Genomic DNA, 19,812 nt, shown 5'->3' with positions numbered 1-19,812 from the left:
CCTTTCTCATACAGCAGAGAAGGGGTTTTTGTTTTGCTTATGCTACCGACATATCGGGACAGTCTTCCGCATATGGTATGGTAAAAAGGTGGTGTCTGTGATTGAAACGTTGGATGATATGGAGTGTTGTTTTAGTAGCTTGTATTTTCATAGTTGTGTATGAGACCAAAGCATCTAATCGCGGATTCTTTATTTCCGAGACCTTGGGTGGTGTCAAGATAGCATTGGATGCGGGGCATGGGGGGATTGATGGAGGGGCGTCTACAGATAAGTTGATTGAAAAAAATGTAACGTTGGCTATTACGAAAGAAGTGGAAAAGCTTTTAAAGAAAAAAGGCGCAACGGTATATATGACAAGATCAAAGAATGATGATGTGATCGCCGAGCATACACCTAAAGCTGAATTTAACACTTTGAGAGAACGCAAAAAGCAAGACATATTCTTAAGAGAAAAATTAGTGAACAAGGAAAAACCGGATTTATTCCTAAGCATACATGCAAATGCTATTCCTGAAACAAAGTGGCGCGGAGCTCAAGTGTTTTACCATGCGAATGGGCATCCAGCAGGAGAATTGTTAGCTAATTCTATCCAAGACTCCATCAAGGAGAACCTAAAAAATACAAATCGTGAGGCACTAGCAATAAAGCAAGTATATTTGCTGAAAAAAGTGAAAATGCCAGCTGTATTAGTTGAAACCGGCTTTTTAAGTAATCCTGAAGAAGCAGAGCTATTGTCTTCTCCTGATTATCAACGAAAAATGGCGGAAGCAATTGTAGATGGCATTGAACGTTATTCCGAATCCTCTATTGAATAAGATATGCCATAATACTTATTTGTAAGCGTTATGATATACTAAAGGCAAACGCAATAGAGGAGTGTCTACAGTGATTAATGAACAACAAGTTCTGGAATTAGTGGGAGCATTAAAAGATCCTTTTCTACATAAATCCTTAAAGGAAACTGGTGGGGTTTTAGAGGTTTCAATTAAAGAAGAGAAAGAACATGTCAGTGTAAAAATTGCGATTGCGAAAACAAATACACCTGAACAACTTTCTCTTCAAATGGAAATCGTCAATACATTAAAGGAAGCAGGATTTAAAACAGTCGGCATCAGATTCCAAGAACTTCCTCAAGAAAATATCGAGCAATTCCGTGGAACTGCCACTCGTGCAGAAGCACAGGATTTGTTATCGCCTTTAAATAAAGTGAAATTCATCTCCATTGCGTCAGGTAAAGGCGGAGTGGGGAAATCTACTGTCGCTGTCAATTTAGCGGTTGCTTTATCACGTTTAGGGAAAAAAGTAGGCTTAATTGACGCAGATATCTATGGCTTTAGTGTACCGGATATGATGGGTGTACAAACTATGCCAATTGTAGAAGAGAATCGTATAATCCCTGTGGAACGATTTGGAGTAAAAATGATTTCAATGGGCTTCTTTGTCGAAAATAATGCACCAGTTGTATGGCGCGGACCTATGCTAGGCAAAGTATTGGATCAATTCTTCCGTGATGTTGAGTGGGGAGATTTAGATTACTTATTATTAGACCTTCCTCCTGGCACTGGGGATGTTGCGCTTGATATTCACCAAATGTTGCCTGAATCAAATGAAATCGTTGTAACAACGCCACACCCAACTGCAGCATTCGTAGCAGCTCGTGCTGGTGCTATGGCTATCAAAACAGAGCATACAATCCTTGGTGTGATTGAAAATATGTCTTGGTTCCAATCTGATGTATCAGGCGAAAAAGAATATGTATTTGGAAAAGGCGGCGGTCCAAAGCTAGCCGATGAATTGCGAACTGATTTACTTGGCCAAATACCTTTAGGACAACCAGATTGGAATGAAGTTGATTTTGCGCCATCTGTTTATGCCAAAAATCATTCAACAGGTCAAATTTATTTAGAAATTGCACAGCGTGTAAGTGATAAATTAGAGCAAGAAGATTAAGGTAAAAAAGTAGGGATGAAGCTAAATGCTTCATCCCTTTTTCATGCTTACTTACCGCCAACTCCTTTACCGGAGCCGCCGCCACCGCCACCTTGGCCACCATCACTGCCGCCACCGCCATCTGAAGACTTAGACTTTTCTCCTGACGATTCAATTAGCTTTGCCCACTTTTCTTGTAGCATTGGGCTTTTTATGACTTCAGCAATCACTTTTTCTAAATCTTCTTTAGAGCTTGCTGATTTCATGATTTTTTCTAATTGTTTTTGCATATCGGGTTGAGAGAAAAATTGTTCCAAGTCTTTTTGGAAAGAGGCATCCTTCATTAAATCTTTTAGGAGATCCTTTTGTTCCTTTTTCAAGCTTTTCGCAAATGTTTCGCGGAATTTAGGATCTTCAAATTGGGTTTTCCAATATTCTTCGGCCTTTTTAGAAAGCAATGTGTCCTCTATAGCAGAATTGACATCATCATGCTCGAGCACAAGCATATCCTTCATGGCCGGATCTTCTAGAAGTTTTCGTATGACTTTTTTTCCTTCCTCTGTTTGCAATGCATCTAGAGTGGATTTTTTTATATCTTCATACGATTGGCTTTGAGGAGGAGCAGCAGCGGAACAACCTGTTAAAAGAGCAAGAAGAAATGTAAAGATAATGGCTTTTTTATACATAACCTTCCCTCACTTTTGTGTATCAGTCGTTTCATTTATTGTTCACAAAAGCCCGTGTAATATGTATGGGGAACGAGAAGAAATAGATTTTTTAAATATTCATGTTAGAATGAAACAAGAACTTCTAAAAAAATGGAGGACACTCGTTGTGACGATACGTAATTGGTTGAAGTTTGCTTTAAGAGCGTTGATTATAGGCGGCTTGGTCACTGGGGTTATGAGTTTAATCGTTCGGTGGGGAAATTTTTATGGACCGCATTTTTCTAATGGTGAACTAACTGAAGCAATCAGCGGCTTATTGTGGTTTGTATTTCTTGGATTTACAATTAGCATGGTTTGCCAAATGGGGTATTTTGCCTATCTGACGGTGCATCAAATCGGGGTAAATATTTTCCGCTCATTAACTTTGTGGAATTGGGTACAACTATTGTTGATGATTATAGCGATTGCAGATGTGGTCTATTTCCGTTTTAGGCCATATGCCGATACTGCAAATGATTGGTTCCTATACATAGGTTTATTAGCGGTATTATTAGTAGCTGCTTTTTTGACGGCTATCAAAAAAGTCAAAATGACGAATAAAAAGCATATCCTTATCTCCGCTTTATTTTTCATGGTTTTTGTAAGTATTATCGAATGGTTGATTGCGCTTTGGGTTCGTACTGAAGGAGGCAATCAATATATCACGATTTTATTATTCCCAATTTTGGCTGTTAATGCATTCCAACTACTGGAATTACCTAAATATAATGCACAATCAGCAGCTGATTTGAAGAAAAGGGAAGAGCGCCGTAAAGAACATAATGCCTACGCTACAAAACAACAAGCGAATAATCAACAAACAAACCGCAAAAAAGCGAAACAAAAGTAAAGAAAGGCTATTTCCCTGGTTATGGTGAAATAGCCTTCTTTCTATTTAGGAAACTTTTTAGTGGTTGCGGAATAACCAAAAATAACTTCTTCAATTTGTCCAAATTGGTTACTCTCAATTAGTCGCTCTAAGTTTTTTATGGTGATTCTTTCTTCTTGATGATAAGGGATGGCAATAATGTCTCCGTTTGAAACCTTTATTTCTTTTGAATTTGTGCCCATTTTAGATGCTGCTAACATATTGATTTTTTGTTTCCATAAAGCATTTGAAACGTTTGGCAGGAAGATGTAATCTTTCGTTCTGAACCAAAGTGGAGGTTGTTTCATAATGGTGTTGAACAATTCTATATCTTGTTCCAGTTGAGAAGGGTTTTCCTCATATATTTCACTGCTTTTGCCTAATAAACCAACAGGAATGTTTTTAGACTTAATGACTTTTACGAGAGTTTTAGAACGTTCTAATAATGCTGGGTCTACCATTAATAATGGGTAAGGAGATTTTGTTTCGTTTAGCCATTTGATAAATTCCTCATCGGCATATGAAAGATCAATTGTTAATGCCTTTCCGTATGTTCCCTTTAAAATAACGTTTGGCTCATCTGTTAACCGAAATACACTAAGTAAATTGTTTTTAGTCGGAATAAAGACGAGTAGAATAGCTAACATTACTATCATCAGTAGCAGTATTCTTTTAATCAGTATGCTCACCTCCAAAGTATATATATGTTAGAGGCTTGTATTTTAAAACTTTATAAAAAAATAGTTGACTCATTTATAGTAAGAGAGTATAGTTGTTAACGTTGACTCGTCAGAATGAGCAAGACTGATAGTAAACGACTTAAATTATTTTAAAAAAGTTGTTGACTAATGGTTTTAACCATGATAAGATAGTTAAGTCGTTAAGGCGACAACGAAATGAACCTTGAAAACTGAACAAGCAAGATGTTAATCATTTAAACTTACTAACAACTGTTAGTTTTAAAGACATCATCGTAAAGATGATGCGCTAGTGAAATTTTGAGCAATCAAACACTTTTATGGAGAGTTTGATCCTGGCTCAGGACGAACGCTGGCGGCGTGCCTAATACATGCAAGTCGAGCGAATGACGAGGAGCTTGCTCCTCTGATTTAGCGGCGGACGGGTGAGTAACACGTGGGCAACCTGCCCTGCAGACTGGGATAACTTCGGGAAACCGGAGCTAATACCGGATAATCCATTTTACTTCATGGTGAAATGTTGAAAGGCGCTTTCGCGCCACTGCAGGATGGGCCCGCGGTGCATTAGCTAGTTGGTGGGGTAACGGCCTACCAAGGCGACGATGCATAGCCGACCTGAGAGGGTGATCGGCCACATTGGGACTGAGACACGGCCCAAACTCCTACGGGAGGCAGCAGTAGGGAATCTTCCACAATGGACGAAAGTCTGATGGAGCAACGCCGCGTGAGTGATGAAGGTTTTCGGATCGTAAAACTCTGTTGTAAGGGAAGAACAAGTACGTTAGGAAATGAACGTACCTTGACGGTACCTTATTAGAAAGCCACGGCTAACTACGTGCCAGCAGCCGCGGTAATACGTAGGTGGCAAGCGTTGTCCGGATTTATTGGGCGTAAAGCGCGCGCAGGTGGTTTCTTAAGTCTGATGTGAAATCTCGCGGCTCAACCGCGAGCGGTCATTGGAAACTGGGGAACTTGAGTGCAGAAGAGGATAGTGGAATTCCAAGTGTAGCGGTGAAATGCGTAGAGATTTGGAGGAACACCAGTGGCGAAGGCGACTGTCTGGTCTGTAACTGACACTGAGGCGCGAAAGCGTGGGGAGCAAACAGGATTAGATACCCTGGTAGTCCACGCCGTAAACGATGAGTGCTAAGTGTTAGGGGGTTTCCGCCCCTTAGTGCTGCAGCTAACGCATTAAGCACTCCGCCTGGGGAGTACGACCGCAAGGTTGAAACTCAAAGGAATTGACGGGGGCCCGCACAAGCGGTGGAGCATGTGGTTTAATTCGAAGCAACGCGAAGAACCTTACCAGGTCTTGACATCCCAGTGACCGCTCTAGAGATAGAGTTTTCCCTTCGGGGACATTGGTGACAGGTGGTGCATGGTTGTCGTCAGCTCGTGTCGTGAGATGTTGGGTTAAGTCCCGCAACGAGCGCAACCCTTGATCTTAGTTGCCATCATTTAGTTGGGCACTCTAAGGTGACTGCCGGTGACAAACCGGAGGAAGGTGGGGATGACGTCAAATCATCATGCCCCTTATGACCTGGGCTACACACGTGCTACAATGGACGGTACAAAGAGTCGCAAACTCGCGAGAGCAAGCTAATCTCATAAAACCGTTCTCAGTTCGGATTGTAGGCTGCAACTCGCCTACATGAAGCCGGAATCGCTAGTAATCGCGGATCAGCATGCCGCGGTGAATACGTTCCCGGGCCTTGTACACACCGCCCGTCACACCACGAGAGTTTGTAACACCCGAAGTCGGTGAGGTAACCTTTTGGGGCCAGCCGCCGAAGGTGGGATAGATGATTGGGGTGAAGTCGTAACAAGGTAGCCGTATCGGAAGGTGCGGCTGGATCACCTCCTTTCTAAGGAATTTAACGGAATACAGACTTCGTCTGTAGGATTAACATCTTGCTGTTCAGTTTTGAGGGTTCATACTCTCAAAACCTTGTTCTTTGAAAACTGGATAAAACGACATTGAAGAAATTCTTAAGTAACACATTTATTAAGTTTTAAATTTTTTAGGCTTAATAACTTAAAGGCTTTATAAGCCAACGGTTAAGTTATTAAGGGCGCATGGCGGATGCCTTGGCACTAGAAGCCGATGAAGGACGGCACTAACACCGATATGCTTCGGGGAGCTGTAAGTAAGCTTTGATCCGGAGATTTCCGAATGGGGAAACCCTCTATCCGTAATGGGGTAGAATCTTGACGTGAATTCATAGCGTCTTGATGGCAGACTCAGGGAACTGAAACATCTAAGTACCTGAAGGAAGAGAAAGAAAAATCGATTCCCTTAGTAGCGGCGAGCGAAATGGGAAGAGCCCAAACCAAGAGGCTTGCCTCTTGGGGTTGTAGGACACTCTATACGGAGTTACAAAGGAATGCGTTAGGCGAAGCGGTTTGGAAAGACCCACCATAGCAGGTAACAGTCCTGTAGTCAAAAGTGCATTCTCTCTTGAGTGGATCCTGAGTACGGCGGAACACGTGAAATTCCGTCGGAATCTGGGAGGACCATCTCCCAAGGCTAAATACTCTCTAGTGACCGATAGTGAACCAGTACCGTGAGGGAAAGGTGAAAAGCACCCCGGAAGGGGAGTGAAAGAGATCCTGAAACCATGTGCCTACAAGTAGTTAGAGCCCGTTAATGGGTGATAGCGTGCCTTTTGTAGAATGAACCGGCGAGTTACGATTACATGCAAGGTTAAGTTGAAGAGACGGAGCCGCAGCGAAAGCGAGTCTGAATAGGGCGAATAAGTATGTGGTCGTAGACCCGAAACCAGGTGATCTACCCATGTCCAGGGTGAAGGTAAGGTAACACTTACTGGAGGCCCGAACCCACGCACGTTGAAAAGTGCGGGGATGAGGTGTGGGTAGCGGAGAAATTCCAATCGAACCTGGAGATAGCTGGTTCTCTCCGAAATAGCTTTAGGGCTAGCCTCGTGATGAAGAATCCTGGAGGTAGAGCACTGTTTGGACTAGGGGTCCATCCCGGATTACCGAATTCAGACAAACTCCGAATGCCAGTGATTTATACACGGGAGTCAGACTGCGAGTGATAAGATCCGTAGTCAAAAGGGAAACAGCCCAGACCACCAGCTAAGGTCCCAAAGTAATTGTTAAGTGGAAAAGGATGTGACGTTGCTTAGACAACCAGGATGTTGGCTCAGAAGCAGCCACCATTTAAAGAGTGCGTAATAGCTCACTGGTCGAGTGACGCTGCGCCGAAAATGTATCGGGGCTAAACAATTCACCGAAGCTGTGGATAGACATCTACGATGTCTGTGGTAGGAGAGCGTTCTAAGTGCTGTGAAGTCAGACCGGAAGGACTGGTGGAGCGCTTAGAAGTGAGAATGCCGGTATGAGTAGCGAAAGATGGGTGAGAATCCCATCCACCGAATGACTAAGGTTTCCTGAGGAAGGCTCGTCCTCTCAGGGTTAGTCGGGACCTAAGCCGAGGCCGACAGGCGTAGGCGATGGATAACAGGTTGATATTCCTGTACCACCTCCCTGCCATTTGAGTAATGGGGGGACGCAGTAGGATAGGGTAAGCGCACTGTTGGTTATGTGCGTCCAAGCAGTAAGGCGTGAGAGTAGGCAAATCCGCTCTCTATAACGTTGAGCTGTGATGGCGAGCTCTTTAGAGCGAAGTTCCTGATTTCACACTGCCAAGAAAAGCCTCTAGCGAGGCAGGAGGTGCCCGTACCGCAAACCGACACAGGTAGTCGAGGAGAGAATCCTAAGGTGAGCGAGAGAACTCTCGTTAAGGAACTCGGCAAAATGACCCCGTAACTTCGGGAGAAGGGGTGCTCTAGTAGGGTGCAAGCCCGAGAGAGCCGCAGTGAATAGGCCCAGGCGACTGTTTAGCAAAAACACAGGTCTCTGCAAAACCGTAAGGTGACGTATAGGGGCTGACGCCTGCCCGGTGCTGGAAGGTTAAGGGGATTGCTTAGCGCAAGCGAAGGTGAGAACCGAAGCCCCAGTAAACGGCGGCCGTAACTATAACGGTCCTAAGGTAGCGAAATTCCTTGTCGGGTAAGTTCCGACCCGCACGAAAGGCGTAACGATCTGGGCACTGTCTCAACGAGAGACTCGGTGAAATTATAGTACCTGTGAAGATGCAGGTTACCCGCGACAGGACGGAAAGACCCCGTGGAGCTTTACTGTAGCCTGATATTGAATTTTGGTACAGCTTGTACAGGATAGGTAGGAGCCATTGAAACCGGAGCGCCAGCTTCGGTGGAGGCGTCCTTGGGATACTACCCCAGCTGTATTGAAATTCTAACCCGTACCCCTGATCGGGGTAGGAGACAGTGTCAGGCGGACAGTTTGACTGGGGCGGTCGCCTCCTAAAGAGTAACGGAGGCGCCCAAAGGTTCCCTCAGAATGGTTGGAAATCATTCGTAGAGTGTAAAGGCACAAGGGAGCTTGACTGCGAGACCTACAAGTCGAGCAGGGTCGAAAGACGGGCTTAGTGATCCGGTGGTTCCGCATGGAAGGGCCATCGCTCAACGGATAAAAGCTACCCCGGGGATAACAGGCTTATCTCCCCCAAGAGTCCACATCGACGGGGAGGTTTGGCACCTCGATGTCGGCTCATCGCATCCTGGGGCTGTAGTCGGTCCCAAGGGTTGGGCTGTTCGCCCATTAAAGCGGTACGCGAGCTGGGTTCAGAACGTCGTGAGACAGTTCGGTCCCTATCCGTCGTGGGCGTAGGAAATTTGAGAGGAGCTGTCCTTAGTACGAGAGGACCGGGATGGACACACCGCTGGTGTACCAGTTGTTCTGCCAAGAGCATCGCTGGGTAGCTATGTGTGGACGGGATAAGTGCTGAAAGCATCTAAGCATGAAGCCCCCCTCAAGATGAGATTTCCCATTACGCAAGTAAGTAAGATCCCTCAAAGACGATGAGGTAGATAGGTTCGAGGTGGAAGTGTGGCGACACATGGAGCTGACGAATACTAATCGATCGAGGACTTAACCAAATTTCTTAAGAACCTTCAATTCACGTTTATCCAGTTTTGAAAGAACAACTTTCTTTCAATAAGAAGGATTTCAAGACACGAGCAGTAGTGCGATGTGTATTGGAAGCCGTAAGTCTAGTAATGATGGCAAAGAGGTCACACCCGTTCCCATGCCGAACACGGAAGTTAAGCTCTTTAGCGCCGATGGTAGTTGGGGGCTTCCCCCTGTGAGAGTAGGACGTTGCTAGGCATATTAAGACACTGCTGATTCAATCAGTAGTGTCTTTTTTATTACATAAAATGTGAAGGCTTGTTGCCGTATAAATAGCCTTGAGATAGTTTTCTAATCATCACTTATTGTTTAAATGAAGGTAATAGACTTCATCCTATATAAAAATAATTTATTTAGTTAAAGTAATCAAATAGTTTTTCATTATATTGTTGACAAAAGATTGTATCCAATTTACAATTAAAAATGTCTTTGCCATTAGGATTAATGCGTTGTTATAATCTAATATATGCTTCCATAGCTCAGTAGGTAGAGTGCTTCCATGGTAAGGAAGAGGTCACCGGTTCAAGCCCGGTTGGAAGCTTATTTATAAAGGTTAAACTTTTTAGGTTAAAACTGTTGCTTTTTATAAATTAGTATGGTAAAATAATTCTTGTCTTGTTAAAGAGATATACATAAAGCGGATGGCCCCTTGGTCAAGCGGTTAAGACACCGCCCTTTCACGGCGGTAACACGGGTTCGAATCCCGTAGGGGTCACCATCTTATATAACTAATATTGTGGAGGATTAGCTCAGCTGGGAGAGCATCTGCCTTACAAGCAGAGGGTCGGCGGTTCGATCCCGTCATCCTCCACCATTTGTCGGAGGGGTAGCGAAGTGGCTAAACGCGGCGGACTGTAAATCCGCTCCTTCGGGTTCGGCAGTTCGAATCTGCCCCCCTCCACCATCTATTGGGGTATAGCCAAGCGGTAAGGCAACGGATTTTGATTCCGTCATGCCCTGGTTCGAATCCAGGTACCCCAGCCATTTTGAGTCATTAGCTCAGTTGGTAGAGCATCTGACTTTTAATCAGAGGGTCGTAGGTTCGAATCCTACATGACTCATTTCTTATATAAAACCTTCTTCTTTTATTAGAAGAAGGTTTTTTGTTGTTTCTAAATAAGTATAGATTCTAGTATTCCAGTTTTCTTTTTGAATAAACATACAAAAAAATGTGACGTTGAGCCATCCCTATAAAAGCGGTTACAATATTAGCAGAATACAAAGGGGGTATTTAATAATGAATACATCATTAAACATCACAATGATTGGGGTACCAATGGACTTAGGTCAACAACGCAGGGGTGTAGACATGGGGCCGAGCGCCATCCGTTACGCAGGCGTGCATGAACGTTTAGAAACGATTGGACATACGGTAGAGGATTTGGGGAATATCGTCATTGAACCTGCAAAAGAAGAGCCAAACACAAAACTACGCAATTTATCAGCTGTATTGAAAGCAAATACAGAGCTAGCTAATAAAGTGAATGAAATGGTTAAAGAAGAACACTTCCCATTAGTATTGGGCGGAGATCACAGCATTGCCATTGGTACTTTAGCAGGTCTCTCAGATCACTATAGCAATTTAGGTGTTATTTGGTATGATGCGCATGCAGATATGAATACAAGCGATACATCACCATCAGGTAACATTCATGGTATGCCACTTGCTATAAGCATGGGTTTGGGACATGATAGTTTAGTAAACATTAGAAACTATGCACCTAAAGTGAAACCAGAAAACATCATTATCATTGGGGCACGCTCAGTGGATGAAGGCGAAAAAGAACTTATCCGGGAAAAAGGCATTAAAGTGTATTCAATGCATGAAATTGATCGTTTAGGCATGACATATATTATGCAAGATGCAATCAACTACTTAAAGGACAGAAATGTAGATGGTGTTCATTTATCACTTGATTTAGACGGTATTGATCCAATCTATACACCAGGTGTAGGGACTCCAGTTCCAGGCGGTATTACATATCGAGAAAGCCATTTAGCAATGGAAATGTTGCATGAATCAAATCTTATTACGTCTGCAGAATTTGTTGAAGTAAACCCTATTTTAGATGAAAAGAATCAAACAGCTGAAGTAGCGGTAGCATTAATGGGTTCTTTATTTGGTGAAAAGCTAGTATAAAAATGGGCGACTGCCCATTTTTTTTTTATTTTAATTTACAAAATGGAAAACATAAATTAAAAATGTTGGATATTTCCTTCCTGATTCTTGTTATAATAAAGTGATGTAACAATCAAAGAAGATTACTAAACATCATTTTTTTTATCTAGGTGGAATGATAAGAGACCCTATGAAACTATTTGCTAATTTCAAGAGTTTTTGGACTGTAGGTTTATTATCTAATCATCACATGTCCTATAAGTTTTATGATGGAAACACGTTAGCTGATAAAATTTAATGATGAAAAAATGAAACCAAACAATACTGCGATACGTATAGTATGTAGCCGCATGGCGGAGGGGAATTCACATGGACTCGATCACGAACAAAAGAATAAAGCAAGTGCTGAAAGGTGACCAGCATGCGTATTCCGAAATTGTAAGCCTCTATCAACAGAAGGTCTACCAAATATGTTATCGTATGCTTAATAATCAGCATGAAGCAGAAGATATTGCGCAAGAAGCTTTTATACGGGCCTATACTAATTTACATACGTTTGATCTCAATCGGAAATTCTCAACCTGGCTTTTCCGGATTGCTACAAACTTATGTATAGACCGTATAAGAAAAAAGAAACCTGACTATTATTTAGATGCAGAGGTAGCAGGTACTGACGGGCTTGATATGTATTCTCAGATTTCTTCACCGGATCGATTGCCGGAAGAAGAAGTAGAAGGAATGGAATTGCAGGAGCGCATTCAATACGAAATCAGCTGTTTATCCGAAAAATATCGGACAGTGATTATCTTAAAATATATCGAAGAACTGCCGTTGCAAGAGATTAGTGAAATTTTGAATATACCGCTTGGAACGGTTAAAACACGTATACATCGCGGACGTGAAGCTTTAAGAAAGCAACTAAGTAATTTGTAGGAGGGGTTTCACAATGAATACATGCCCTAAAGAGATTGTGCAATATATGCATGAATATCTAGATGGGGATATTGCCAGTGAGCATGAGCAAGAGCTTCAAAAACATTTGTACAATTGCTCAGATTGCCGAAAGCATATGCAAGAGTTGGAAGATACAATCGCATTTGTGAAAGGCGCCATCGCTATCGCCACTCCTCCCCGTTTTGTAAATCAGGTTATGCAGCGGCTACCTAGGAGAAAAATGAAATACGGATTTCAACGTTTTATCCGCAGACATCCAATTGCTATTGCTGCCGCTTTATTTTGCATTTTTATGAGCGCATCCTTTCTGTCGGGCTATAAAAATGATCAACAGTTTTCATATACAAAACAGCCAAACTTGCAGGTTGAGGGGCAAACGGTCATTGTGCCTGAAGGTGAAACGATAAAAGGCGATCTTCTTGTCAAAAATGGAGATATTCTTGTGAAGGGTGCAGTTGATGGTGATATAACCGTGATCAACGGAAAGTATATGGCGTCCTCTGCCAACGTGACAGGGCAAATCGAGGAAATCGATGAAATGTTTGAGTGGCTATGGTATAAGATAAAAAACAGTGCTAAAAAAGCATGGTCTATTATAGATAATAATGAATAAACTAATGATTAAGTCTGCTATCACAGTAGGCTTTTCTGTTTTATCCCGTATTATGAAGCTACAAGAGACTTACATTAAACTTTAATAACCTGAATACTGTTCGTAAAGGCCCAAATGGCAATGGGGCTAAAAGAATGTCATTGCTTGTAAGGCCACTTCATCCGGGCAGAAAATAGAGCAGTTATGCTATACTTGATATAAACGTACTCGCTAGAAAAGTGGGGGATCCACATGTCTTTTATTAATGAATTTACACAGTTTACAAACAATCAATGGGTAAGAATGGTTTTAAACGTCATCGACATTCTGTTGGTCTGGTTGGTTATCTATAATATTCTTATATTAATCCGGGGTACAAAGGCCGTTCAGCTTTTAAAAGGCATATTCGTCATAATTATCATTCGGATTATTACAGTTTATTTTGGATTGACTACACTCGGCTGGATGACAAAACAGGTAATTGAATTTGGATTTTTAGCCATTATTATTATCTTCCAACCTGAATTGCGTCGAGCACTCGAGCAATTGGGGCGAGGCAAGTTGTTTGCTAGAAGTAATATGCAGGAGGAAGAAGAACAAACTCGGCTAGTTACTGCTATGTCCAAATCAGTAAGCTATATGGCTAAACGAAGAATTGGCGCCCTTATCTCCATTGAGAGAGAAACAGGTCTGAATGAGTATATCGAGACAGGGATACCGATGTATTCTGAGATTTCTTCAGAATTAATCATAAATATCTTTATCCCGAATACACCGCTTCATGATGGAGCAGTTATTGTACAAAAAAATAAAGTTGCAGCCGCTGCTTGTTATCTACCGCTTTCTGAAAGTCCTTTTATTTCGAAGGAATTGGGAACGCGTCATCGTGCTGCGATAGGCATTAGTGAAGTGACAGATGCAATTACTGTGGTCGTCTCTGAGGAAACAGGAGCTATCAGTTTGACGATCAACGGGGACTTGCACCGTGACTTATCAATTGAAGAGTTTGAGGTCCGCCTGAGAAATGCTTGGTTCGGAGGAGCTACTAATTCAGTAGGTGCTTCTAAATGGGGCTTATGGGGGGGTAAGAAATAATGGATAAACTTTTTGAGAGTCCATGGTTTCTTCGTATTATGGCGCTCCTGTTATCACTTTTGATATTTTTTACCGTTAAATCAGAGACGAGCACAGACAACAATACAACACCTACATCTGATCATCAAACGGAAGTAATTAAGGATGTGCCAGTAGAAGTTCTTTACGATAGTGAAAATTTAATTGTTTCAGACATACCAAAGACGGTAGACGTTTCGATTGAAGGTCCTTTAGCATTTGTCATCCGTACAAAAGCTATTAGGAACTATCATGTTTATTTAGATCTCAGCAAAGAGACAATTGGAGAGCACAAGGTTAAATTTAAATCCAAAGGCTTCTCAGATAAGCTGAATGTACAAATTGAGCCGTCTACCATCAATGTATCAATAGAGGAAAAGGTAACAAAGACATTCAAAATTGACCCTGACTTTAATGAAAGCAGACTATCGCCGAATTATTTCATTAAAACGATGACGGCGAATCCAAGTGAAGTGACTGTCACTGGTGCCAAAAGTGTTATTGATAACATCGCCTATATTAAAGCCATGTTATCTAGTGACGGTAACATTAATGAGTCTTTCACAAAAGAGGCACCTGTTAAAGTATTGGATCGCGATATGAATAAATTAGATGTCTCGATCAGTCCGGCTACAGTATCAGTTAAAGTTGATATTGGTGAATACAGCAAAGAAGTTCCTCTATCACTTAATATAAAAGGATCGCCAAAGGGTAAGAAAGTAAAATCGATTAAAGCAGAAGAAACGATGATTACATTATTCGGTTCTAAAAATGACTTGGAGAAGATTCAATCTCTTCCTGTCGATGTTGATGTTACTAAACTTAAAAAATCCGGCGATATATCCGTAAACTTGGATAAGCCCAATGGTGTGACAAAGTTATCATTCAATCAATTACGTGTACATGTAATAGTAGATGACACATCTTCATCTTCTGGTTCAGATCAAAATCAAGAGAAAGAAAAAGAAGACAAAAATGCAGACAATGAAGAAACAAAAGTAACAGAAGCACCCGTTTCTACCTCTACTGTTACGTTAAACGATATAGCCGTTAGCATAGAAAATTTAGACACTGACCAGTATGAAATAGAAGGCAATGCCAACCATTTTGTATCTGTTCTTGTGACTGGTGAAAAGCAACGACTTGCCAATATAGCCAAATCAGATATTCGGTTATATGTGGATGCAAAAGATGTAAAAGAGGGTATAAACAATCTGGAGATTATGGGTGAAAGCCCAAAAGGAACTACATGGAAGGCAAATCCAAATACAATGAAACTAAAAATTAGCCAAATTTCATAAAAGTGAAACTCCATAAAAGCAGGGGTTTCTTCTAGTTCATAAAATTGCATTTAGAGTTTTGAAGGAGAGAATACACAATGGGTAAATATTTCGGTACAGATGGCGTACGCGGAGTCGCCAATAGTGAACTAACACCAGAATTAGCATTTAAATTAGGGCGCTTCGGCGGCTATGTTTTGACAAAGGAAACAAGAGAACGCCCTAAAGTTCTAATTGGACGAGATACGCGTATTTCCGGGGAAATGTTAGAAGGTGCACTTGTAGCTGGTCTCTTATCAGTAGGAGCAGAAGTAATGCGTTTAGGCGTCATTAGCACACCAGGAGTCGCTTATTTAACTCGTGCGATGAGTGCGCAAGCAGGCGTTATGATTTCTGCATCTCACAATCCGGTAGAGGATAACGGCATTAAATTCTTTGGTCCCGACGGCTTTAAGCTATCTGATGCGGAAGAAGCAGAGATCGAAGCGTTACTTGACCAAGAACATGATGATTTGCCACGTCCAACTGGTGGAGCACTTGGCACTGTCAGCGACTACTTCGAGGGCGGTCAAAAGTACATCCAGTATTTAAAACAAACTGTATATGAAGAATTTACAAATATTCATATTGTGTTAGACTGCGCGCATGGTGCGACATCTTCACTTGCAACTCATCTGTTTGCTGACTTGGAAGCTGACCTTTCTACAATGGGGTCATCACCAAACGGCTTAAATATTAATGATGGAGTAGGTTCTACACATCCTGAGAAACTAGCACAGTTGGTTGTAGATAAAGGGGCAGATATCGGTCTTGCCTTCGATGGTGACGGAGACCGATTGATTGCTGTAGACGAAAATGGAAATATCGTTGACGGCGACCAAATCATGTATATCTGTGCCAAACATATGCATGAAGAGGGAAAACTGAAGCATGAAACAGTTGTATCTACAGTGATGAGTAATATGGGCTTTTATAAAGGATTAGAAGAACACGGTATGCATAGTGTTCAAACTAAAGTGGGAGACCGCTATGTTGTAGAAGCAATGCGCGAAGGAAATTACAATGTCGGTGGGGAGCAATCTGGCCATATTGTATTCTTAGACTACAATACAACAGGTGATGGCATGCTTACTGGTTTACAGCTTGTCAATACCATGAAAGTCACAGGCAAAAAGCTGTCTGAATTAGCAGCAGAAATGACTATTTATCCTCAAAAGTTGATCAATGTACGTGTAACAGATAAGCATGCTGTGACAGATAATGCTAAAGTAGCAGCAACTATTGCTGAAGTTGAACAAGAAATGAACGGCGAAGGTCGTGTCTTAGTACGCCCATCTGGTACAGAGCCATTAGTGCGTGTCATGGTGGAAGCACCGACAAGTGAAAAATGTGAAGCATACTGCACCCAAATTGCTGCTGTTGTCAGCGAGGAAATGGGATTAAAAGAATAATAAAGCAAAAAAGGAACTCATATAAGAGTTCCTTTTTTTGTTTAAAATTTGGCGATTGTGGAAAAGTACAAGTAGAGGCCAATAACGGCCCTATCTATGAAAAGGAGATGTTATCATTGGCTAAAGTAGCAACAGTAGTAACAAACCTAGTAGAAGATGTAGAATACACAGAACCTGTTAAAGCCCTTCGTGATGCAGGTCATGAAGTCGTAACAGTTGAAAAAACAGCAGGAGGCGAAGTTGAAGGAAAACATGGCACTAAAATTCAAGTCGACAAATCAATCGATGATGTAAAAGTAGACGACTTTGACGCATTATTGATTCCTGGTGGTTTTTCACCTGACCAATTGCGTGCAGACGAACGTTTCGTGAATTTCGCAAAAGCTTTCATGGATGCAAAAAAACCAGTATTTGCGATTTGCCACGGACCGCAATTATTAATCACTGCCAAAACACTAGATGGTCGTCACGCAACTGGCTATAAATCTATTCAAGTCGATATGGAAAATGCCGGTGTCAATTTCCAAGATAAAGAAGTGGTGGTATGCGAAAATCAACTGGTAACAAGTCGTACACCTGATGATATTCCTGCATTCAACCGTGAGATTGTCAATTTATTAAAATAGCCTAGACTGATACAATAGAAGCTAATCGAAAGAGCCTTCTTTCGATTAGCTTTTTCCATTACGTTTATAGTAAGCAACTAAAGGGTAATAGTGACATATGATAGTTATATCATCAAACTTGCATTTTATAATTGACTAAAAAAAGGCTTTTCAAGTATGATGAACATGCTGATTCTTTTTAAGTTAAGATCAGCGCATGCTAAGGAGGATTGTGTGCAAGCAAAAATCGGAAAAACAGTTATAGCGCCAGTACTGAAGAAATCGTGAATCTTCAGTAGACGAGGTGGAGGAGTATCGAAGTTTTCGGCGGATGCCTCCCGATCGCAATGCCCGATCGTTATCTTGCTTTTAAAGGACTCAAGTGATTGAGTAGACAGGGAAGCAAGAAGGCAAATTAGCAGCTGCATATGAATGACTTCGCCTGTAATAGGGGAAGCTTATTTACACGCGGCTAATTTGGCAAAGTTCGGAGGAAATATAGTTATGTGTGGTATTGTTGGATATAATGGTTTACTTGATGCGAAAGAAATTCTATTAAAAGGATTAGAAAAACTAGAATATAGAGGTTATGATTCTGCAGGGATTGGCCTATGCACAGAAGATGGAGTTGCAGTATTTAAAGAAAAAGGCCGTATCGCTGATTTACGCAGTATTGTCGATGAAAGAGCAGCCGCTACTGTGGGCATTGGTCATACACGCTGGGCAACACATGGTGTGCCAAATCAGCTGAACGCTCATCCTCACCAAAGTGCGTCAGGCCGTTTTACATTAGTGCATAATGGTGTATTAGAAAACTATCATCACTTGCAAGATGAATACCTAAACGGAGTTCAGTTAAAATCTGATACAGATACAGAAGTGCTTGTCCAATTGGTTGAGAAATTTGTAGAGGACGGCATGGCAACAGAAGAAGCATTCCGCCATACGTTAACACTTGTACACGGTTCGTATGCCCTTGCTTTATTGGATGCAGAAGAATGTGACACGATTTATGTAGCTAAAAACAAAAGCCCGCTTTTAGTAGGTGTAGGCGAAGGGTTTAATGTAGTAGCATCTGATGCGATGGCAATGCTACAAGTAACAGATCAATTTATCGAATTGCATGATGAAGAAGTTGTCATTGTTCGCAAAGACTCTATCGTAATCAAAAAACTGGATGGCACAGTAGTAGAACGTGCACCTTACACTGCAGAGCTAGATATGAGCGATATCGAAAAAGGCACATATCCACACTACATGCTAAAAGAAATCGATGAACAACCTGGCGTAGTTCGCAAAATTGTTCAAAACTATGAAGATGAAGAAGGCAACCTAGTGATTCCTTCTGACATCGCCAATGCTTTACATGTTGCAGATCGACTTTATATCATTGCAGCAGGTACTAGCTATCATGCAGGCCTTGTTGGCAAACAATACTTTGAGAAAATGGCAGGCATCCCTGTCGAAGTGCATATCTCAAGTGAATTCGGCTATAATATGCCGTTACTATCAGAAAAGCCATTCTTTATTTTCATCTCACAATCAGGCGAAACAGCAGATAGCCGTCAAGTGCTTGTGAAAATTAAGGAATTAGGCCATCCAATTTTAACTATTACGAATGTACCTGGCTCTACTTTATCACGTGAAGCGGATTACACATTGTTACTGCATGCAGGCCCTGAAATTGCCGTAGCCTCTACTAAAGCATATGTTGCACAAGTAGCCGTACTTGCAATCGTTGCCTATGTAGAAGCACAAGCGAAAGGCAAAGCACTGGACTTTGATTTAAAAGCAGAGCTTGGCATTGCAGCAAACAACATTCAAACAATCGTTGACCATAAAGAAGACATGGAACATGTAGCAGCAGATTTCTTAGAAACAACACGTAATGCTTTCTTTATCGGCCGCTCAATGGACTTTTATGTCAGCTTAGAGGGCGCGCTCAAACTAAAAGAAATCTCTTATATCCAAGCGGAAGGGTTTGCTGGAGGAGAGCTAAAACACGGTACAATCGCATTAATTGAAGATGGTACACCTGTATTTGCGCTTATTACACAAAAAGAAGTAAGCCTTAACCTAAGAGGTAATGTGAAAGAGGTAACCACTCGTGGTGCCAACGCTTGCATTATTTCGATGGAAGGCATGGAAGAACCAGGCGACACAATCGTCCTTCCACCTGTACACCCGCTTCTAACACCGCTTGTATCAGTTGTTCCATTACAATTGATCAGCTATTATGCATCTCTTGCACGTGGCTGTGATGTGGATAAACCAAGAAATTTGGCTAAGTCGGTTACAGTGGAATAGTTGTATTCCTAGTGAGTGAGTTATATGTGATTGCATAATAAAGATGTAAACTGAATAATAAAGATGTAAACTGAATAATAAAGATGTATACCGAATAATAAAGTTGTAAACTTAATAAAGTATAGTATGTAAAAAAATAATTATGTCTATAATCGTATTTGATGGAATTATTC

13 protein-coding genes, 6 tRNA genes and 3 rRNA genes are annotated in these 19,812 nt (G+C 41.7%); 20 read left to right on the top strand and 2 right to left on the bottom strand.

Annotated features, from left to right (window positions below; genetic code table 11):
* Positions 1 to 101: 101 nt before the first annotated feature.
* Positions 102 to 815 (top strand): N-acetylmuramoyl-L-alanine amidase CwlD, encoded by a 714-nt coding sequence (gene cwlD, locus M2M59_RS15470; protein WP_066790837.1) that lies wholly within the window; start codon positions 102 to 104, stop codon positions 813 to 815.
* A gap of 70 nt (positions 816 to 885) precedes the next feature.
* Positions 886 to 1,950, top strand: coding sequence for an Mrp/NBP35 family ATP-binding protein (locus M2M59_RS15465; RefSeq protein WP_066790835.1), 1,065 nt, complete (start codon positions 886 to 888; stop codon positions 1,948 to 1,950).
* Positions 1,951 to 1,997: 47 nt separating this feature from the next.
* Here M2M59_RS15465 and gerD read toward each other — a convergent pair whose 3' ends face one another.
* On the bottom strand, positions 1,998 to 2,615 hold the full coding sequence (gerD, locus tag M2M59_RS15460) for a spore germination lipoprotein GerD (RefSeq protein WP_066790833.1): 618 nt from the start codon (positions 2,613 to 2,615) through the stop codon (positions 1,998 to 2,000).
* Positions 2,616 to 2,763: 148 nt separating this feature from the next.
* On the opposite strand from gerD, the gene M2M59_RS15455 reads away from it, so the two are divergent.
* Complete coding sequence (locus M2M59_RS15455) at positions 2,764 to 3,486, top strand: KinB-signaling pathway activation protein (protein ID WP_249775041.1); 723 nt, start codon at positions 2,764 to 2,766, stop codon at positions 3,484 to 3,486.
* A gap of 41 nt (positions 3,487 to 3,527) precedes the next feature.
* On the opposite strand, the gene M2M59_RS15450 is transcribed toward M2M59_RS15455, so the two are convergent.
* Entirely contained in the window at positions 3,528 to 4,160 is a 633-nt protein-coding gene (locus M2M59_RS15450; protein ID WP_249775040.1) for a hypothetical protein, read from the bottom strand.
* A 359-nt stretch (positions 4,161 to 4,519) separates the two neighbouring features.
* On the opposite strand from M2M59_RS15450, the gene M2M59_RS15445 reads away from it, so the two are divergent.
* The 17 genes from M2M59_RS15445 to glmS all read left to right on the top strand — a co-directional run bounded on the left by M2M59_RS15445 (position 4,520) and on the right by glmS (position 19,639).
* Positions 4,520 to 6,067, top strand: a 16S ribosomal RNA gene (locus M2M59_RS15445).
* 191 nt (positions 6,068 to 6,258) lie between these two features.
* A 23S ribosomal RNA gene (locus tag M2M59_RS15440) occupies positions 6,259 to 9,187 on the top strand.
* 113 nt (positions 9,188 to 9,300) lie between these two features.
* A 5S ribosomal RNA gene (gene rrf / locus M2M59_RS15435) occupies positions 9,301 to 9,416 on the top strand.
* The 16S, 23S and 5S rRNA genes sit together here with 6 tRNA genes alongside, the layout of an rRNA operon.
* 270 nt (positions 9,417 to 9,686) lie before the next feature.
* Positions 9,687 to 9,759, top strand: a tRNA-Thr gene (locus M2M59_RS15430).
* Between the two features lie 102 nt (positions 9,760 to 9,861).
* Positions 9,862 to 9,936: transfer RNA gene (locus tag M2M59_RS15425), tRNA-Glu, on the top strand.
* Positions 9,937 to 9,956: 20 nt separating this feature from the next.
* Positions 9,957 to 10,032: transfer RNA gene (locus tag M2M59_RS15420), tRNA-Val, on the top strand.
* Between the two features lie 6 nt (positions 10,033 to 10,038).
* Positions 10,039 to 10,122: transfer RNA gene (locus M2M59_RS15415), tRNA-Tyr, on the top strand.
* A gap of 5 nt (positions 10,123 to 10,127) precedes the next feature.
* Positions 10,128 to 10,202: transfer RNA gene (locus M2M59_RS15410), tRNA-Gln, on the top strand.
* 4 nt (positions 10,203 to 10,206) lie between these two features.
* Positions 10,207 to 10,279: transfer RNA gene (locus tag M2M59_RS15405), tRNA-Lys, on the top strand.
* A 176-nt stretch (positions 10,280 to 10,455) separates the two neighbouring features.
* Positions 10,456 to 11,358 (top strand): arginase, encoded by a 903-nt coding sequence (gene rocF / locus M2M59_RS15400; RefSeq protein WP_066790722.1) that lies wholly within the window; start codon positions 10,456 to 10,458, stop codon positions 11,356 to 11,358.
* Between the two features lie 348 nt (positions 11,359 to 11,706).
* Complete coding sequence (gene sigW, locus M2M59_RS15395; protein ID WP_066790721.1) at positions 11,707 to 12,270, top strand: RNA polymerase sigma factor SigW; 564 nt, start codon at positions 11,707 to 11,709, stop codon at positions 12,268 to 12,270.
* 13 nt (positions 12,271 to 12,283) lie between these two features.
* On the top strand, positions 12,284 to 12,904 hold the full coding sequence (locus tag M2M59_RS15390; protein ID WP_249775039.1) for a zf-HC2 domain-containing protein: 621 nt from the start codon (positions 12,284 to 12,286) through the stop codon (positions 12,902 to 12,904).
* Positions 12,905 to 13,135: 231 nt separating this feature from the next.
* Positions 13,136 to 13,978: a diadenylate cyclase CdaA gene (gene cdaA, locus M2M59_RS15385; protein ID WP_249775038.1), complete on the top strand. Its 843-nt coding sequence runs from the start codon at positions 13,136 to 13,138 to the stop codon at positions 13,976 to 13,978.
* The gene (locus M2M59_RS15380; protein WP_249775037.1) at positions 13,978 to 15,297 is read left to right on the top strand and encodes a CdaR family protein; all 1,320 of its coding nucleotides are present in this window, start codon (positions 13,978 to 13,980) and stop codon (positions 15,295 to 15,297) included. Before cdaA ends, M2M59_RS15380 begins: the two co-directional genes overlap by 1 nt.
* A gap of 77 nt (positions 15,298 to 15,374) precedes the next feature.
* Positions 15,375 to 16,727 (top strand): phosphoglucosamine mutase, encoded by a 1,353-nt coding sequence (gene glmM / locus M2M59_RS15375; protein WP_249775036.1) that lies wholly within the window; start codon positions 15,375 to 15,377, stop codon positions 16,725 to 16,727.
* Positions 16,728 to 16,834: 107 nt separating this feature from the next.
* Positions 16,835 to 17,353 carry a type 1 glutamine amidotransferase domain-containing protein gene (locus tag M2M59_RS15370; protein ID WP_184117595.1) on the top strand — a complete coding sequence of 173 codons (519 nt, stop codon included), beginning with the start codon at positions 16,835 to 16,837 and terminating at the stop codon, positions 17,351 to 17,353.
* A gap of 483 nt (positions 17,354 to 17,836) precedes the next feature.
* Positions 17,837 to 19,639: a glutamine--fructose-6-phosphate transaminase (isomerizing) gene (gene glmS / locus M2M59_RS15365; RefSeq protein WP_249776039.1), complete on the top strand. Its 1,803-nt coding sequence runs from the start codon at positions 17,837 to 17,839 to the stop codon at positions 19,637 to 19,639.
* Positions 19,640 to 19,812: the final 173 nt, after the last annotated feature.

The sequence above is a fragment of the Rummeliibacillus sp. G93 genome (assembly GCF_023515935.1).
Lineage (GTDB): Bacteria > Bacillota > Bacilli > Bacillales_A > Planococcaceae > Rummeliibacillus > Rummeliibacillus stabekisii.
Note: the sequence above shows the minus strand (reverse complement) of the source record. Positions and strands in the feature narration are given on the sequence as shown.

Coding starts and splice junctions, on each gene's coding strand:
- rocF (WP_066790722.1), top strand. CDS start 10,456: ATGAATACATCATTAAACATCACAATGATTGGGGTACCAATGGACTTA.
- glmS (WP_249776039.1), top strand. CDS start 17,837: ATGTGTGGTATTGTTGGATATAATGGTTTACTTGATGCGAAAGAAATT.
- glmM (WP_249775036.1), top strand. CDS start 15,375: ATGGGTAAATATTTCGGTACAGATGGCGTACGCGGAGTCGCCAATAGT.
- gerD (WP_066790833.1), bottom strand. CDS start 2,615: ATGTATAAAAAAGCCATTATCTTTACATTTCTTCTTGCTCTTTTAACA.
- sigW (WP_066790721.1), top strand. CDS start 11,707: ATGGACTCGATCACGAACAAAAGAATAAAGCAAGTGCTGAAAGGTGAC.
- M2M59_RS15380 (WP_249775037.1), top strand. CDS start 13,978: ATGGATAAACTTTTTGAGAGTCCATGGTTTCTTCGTATTATGGCGCTC.
- M2M59_RS15390 (WP_249775039.1), top strand. CDS start 12,284: ATGAATACATGCCCTAAAGAGATTGTGCAATATATGCATGAATATCTA.
- M2M59_RS15450 (WP_249775040.1), bottom strand. CDS start 4,160: ATGATAGTAATGTTAGCTATTCTACTCGTCTTTATTCCGACTAAAAAC.
- M2M59_RS15370 (WP_184117595.1), top strand. CDS start 16,835: ATGTTATCATTGGCTAAAGTAGCAACAGTAGTAACAAACCTAGTAGAA.
- cdaA (WP_249775038.1), top strand. CDS start 13,136: ATGTCTTTTATTAATGAATTTACACAGTTTACAAACAATCAATGGGTA.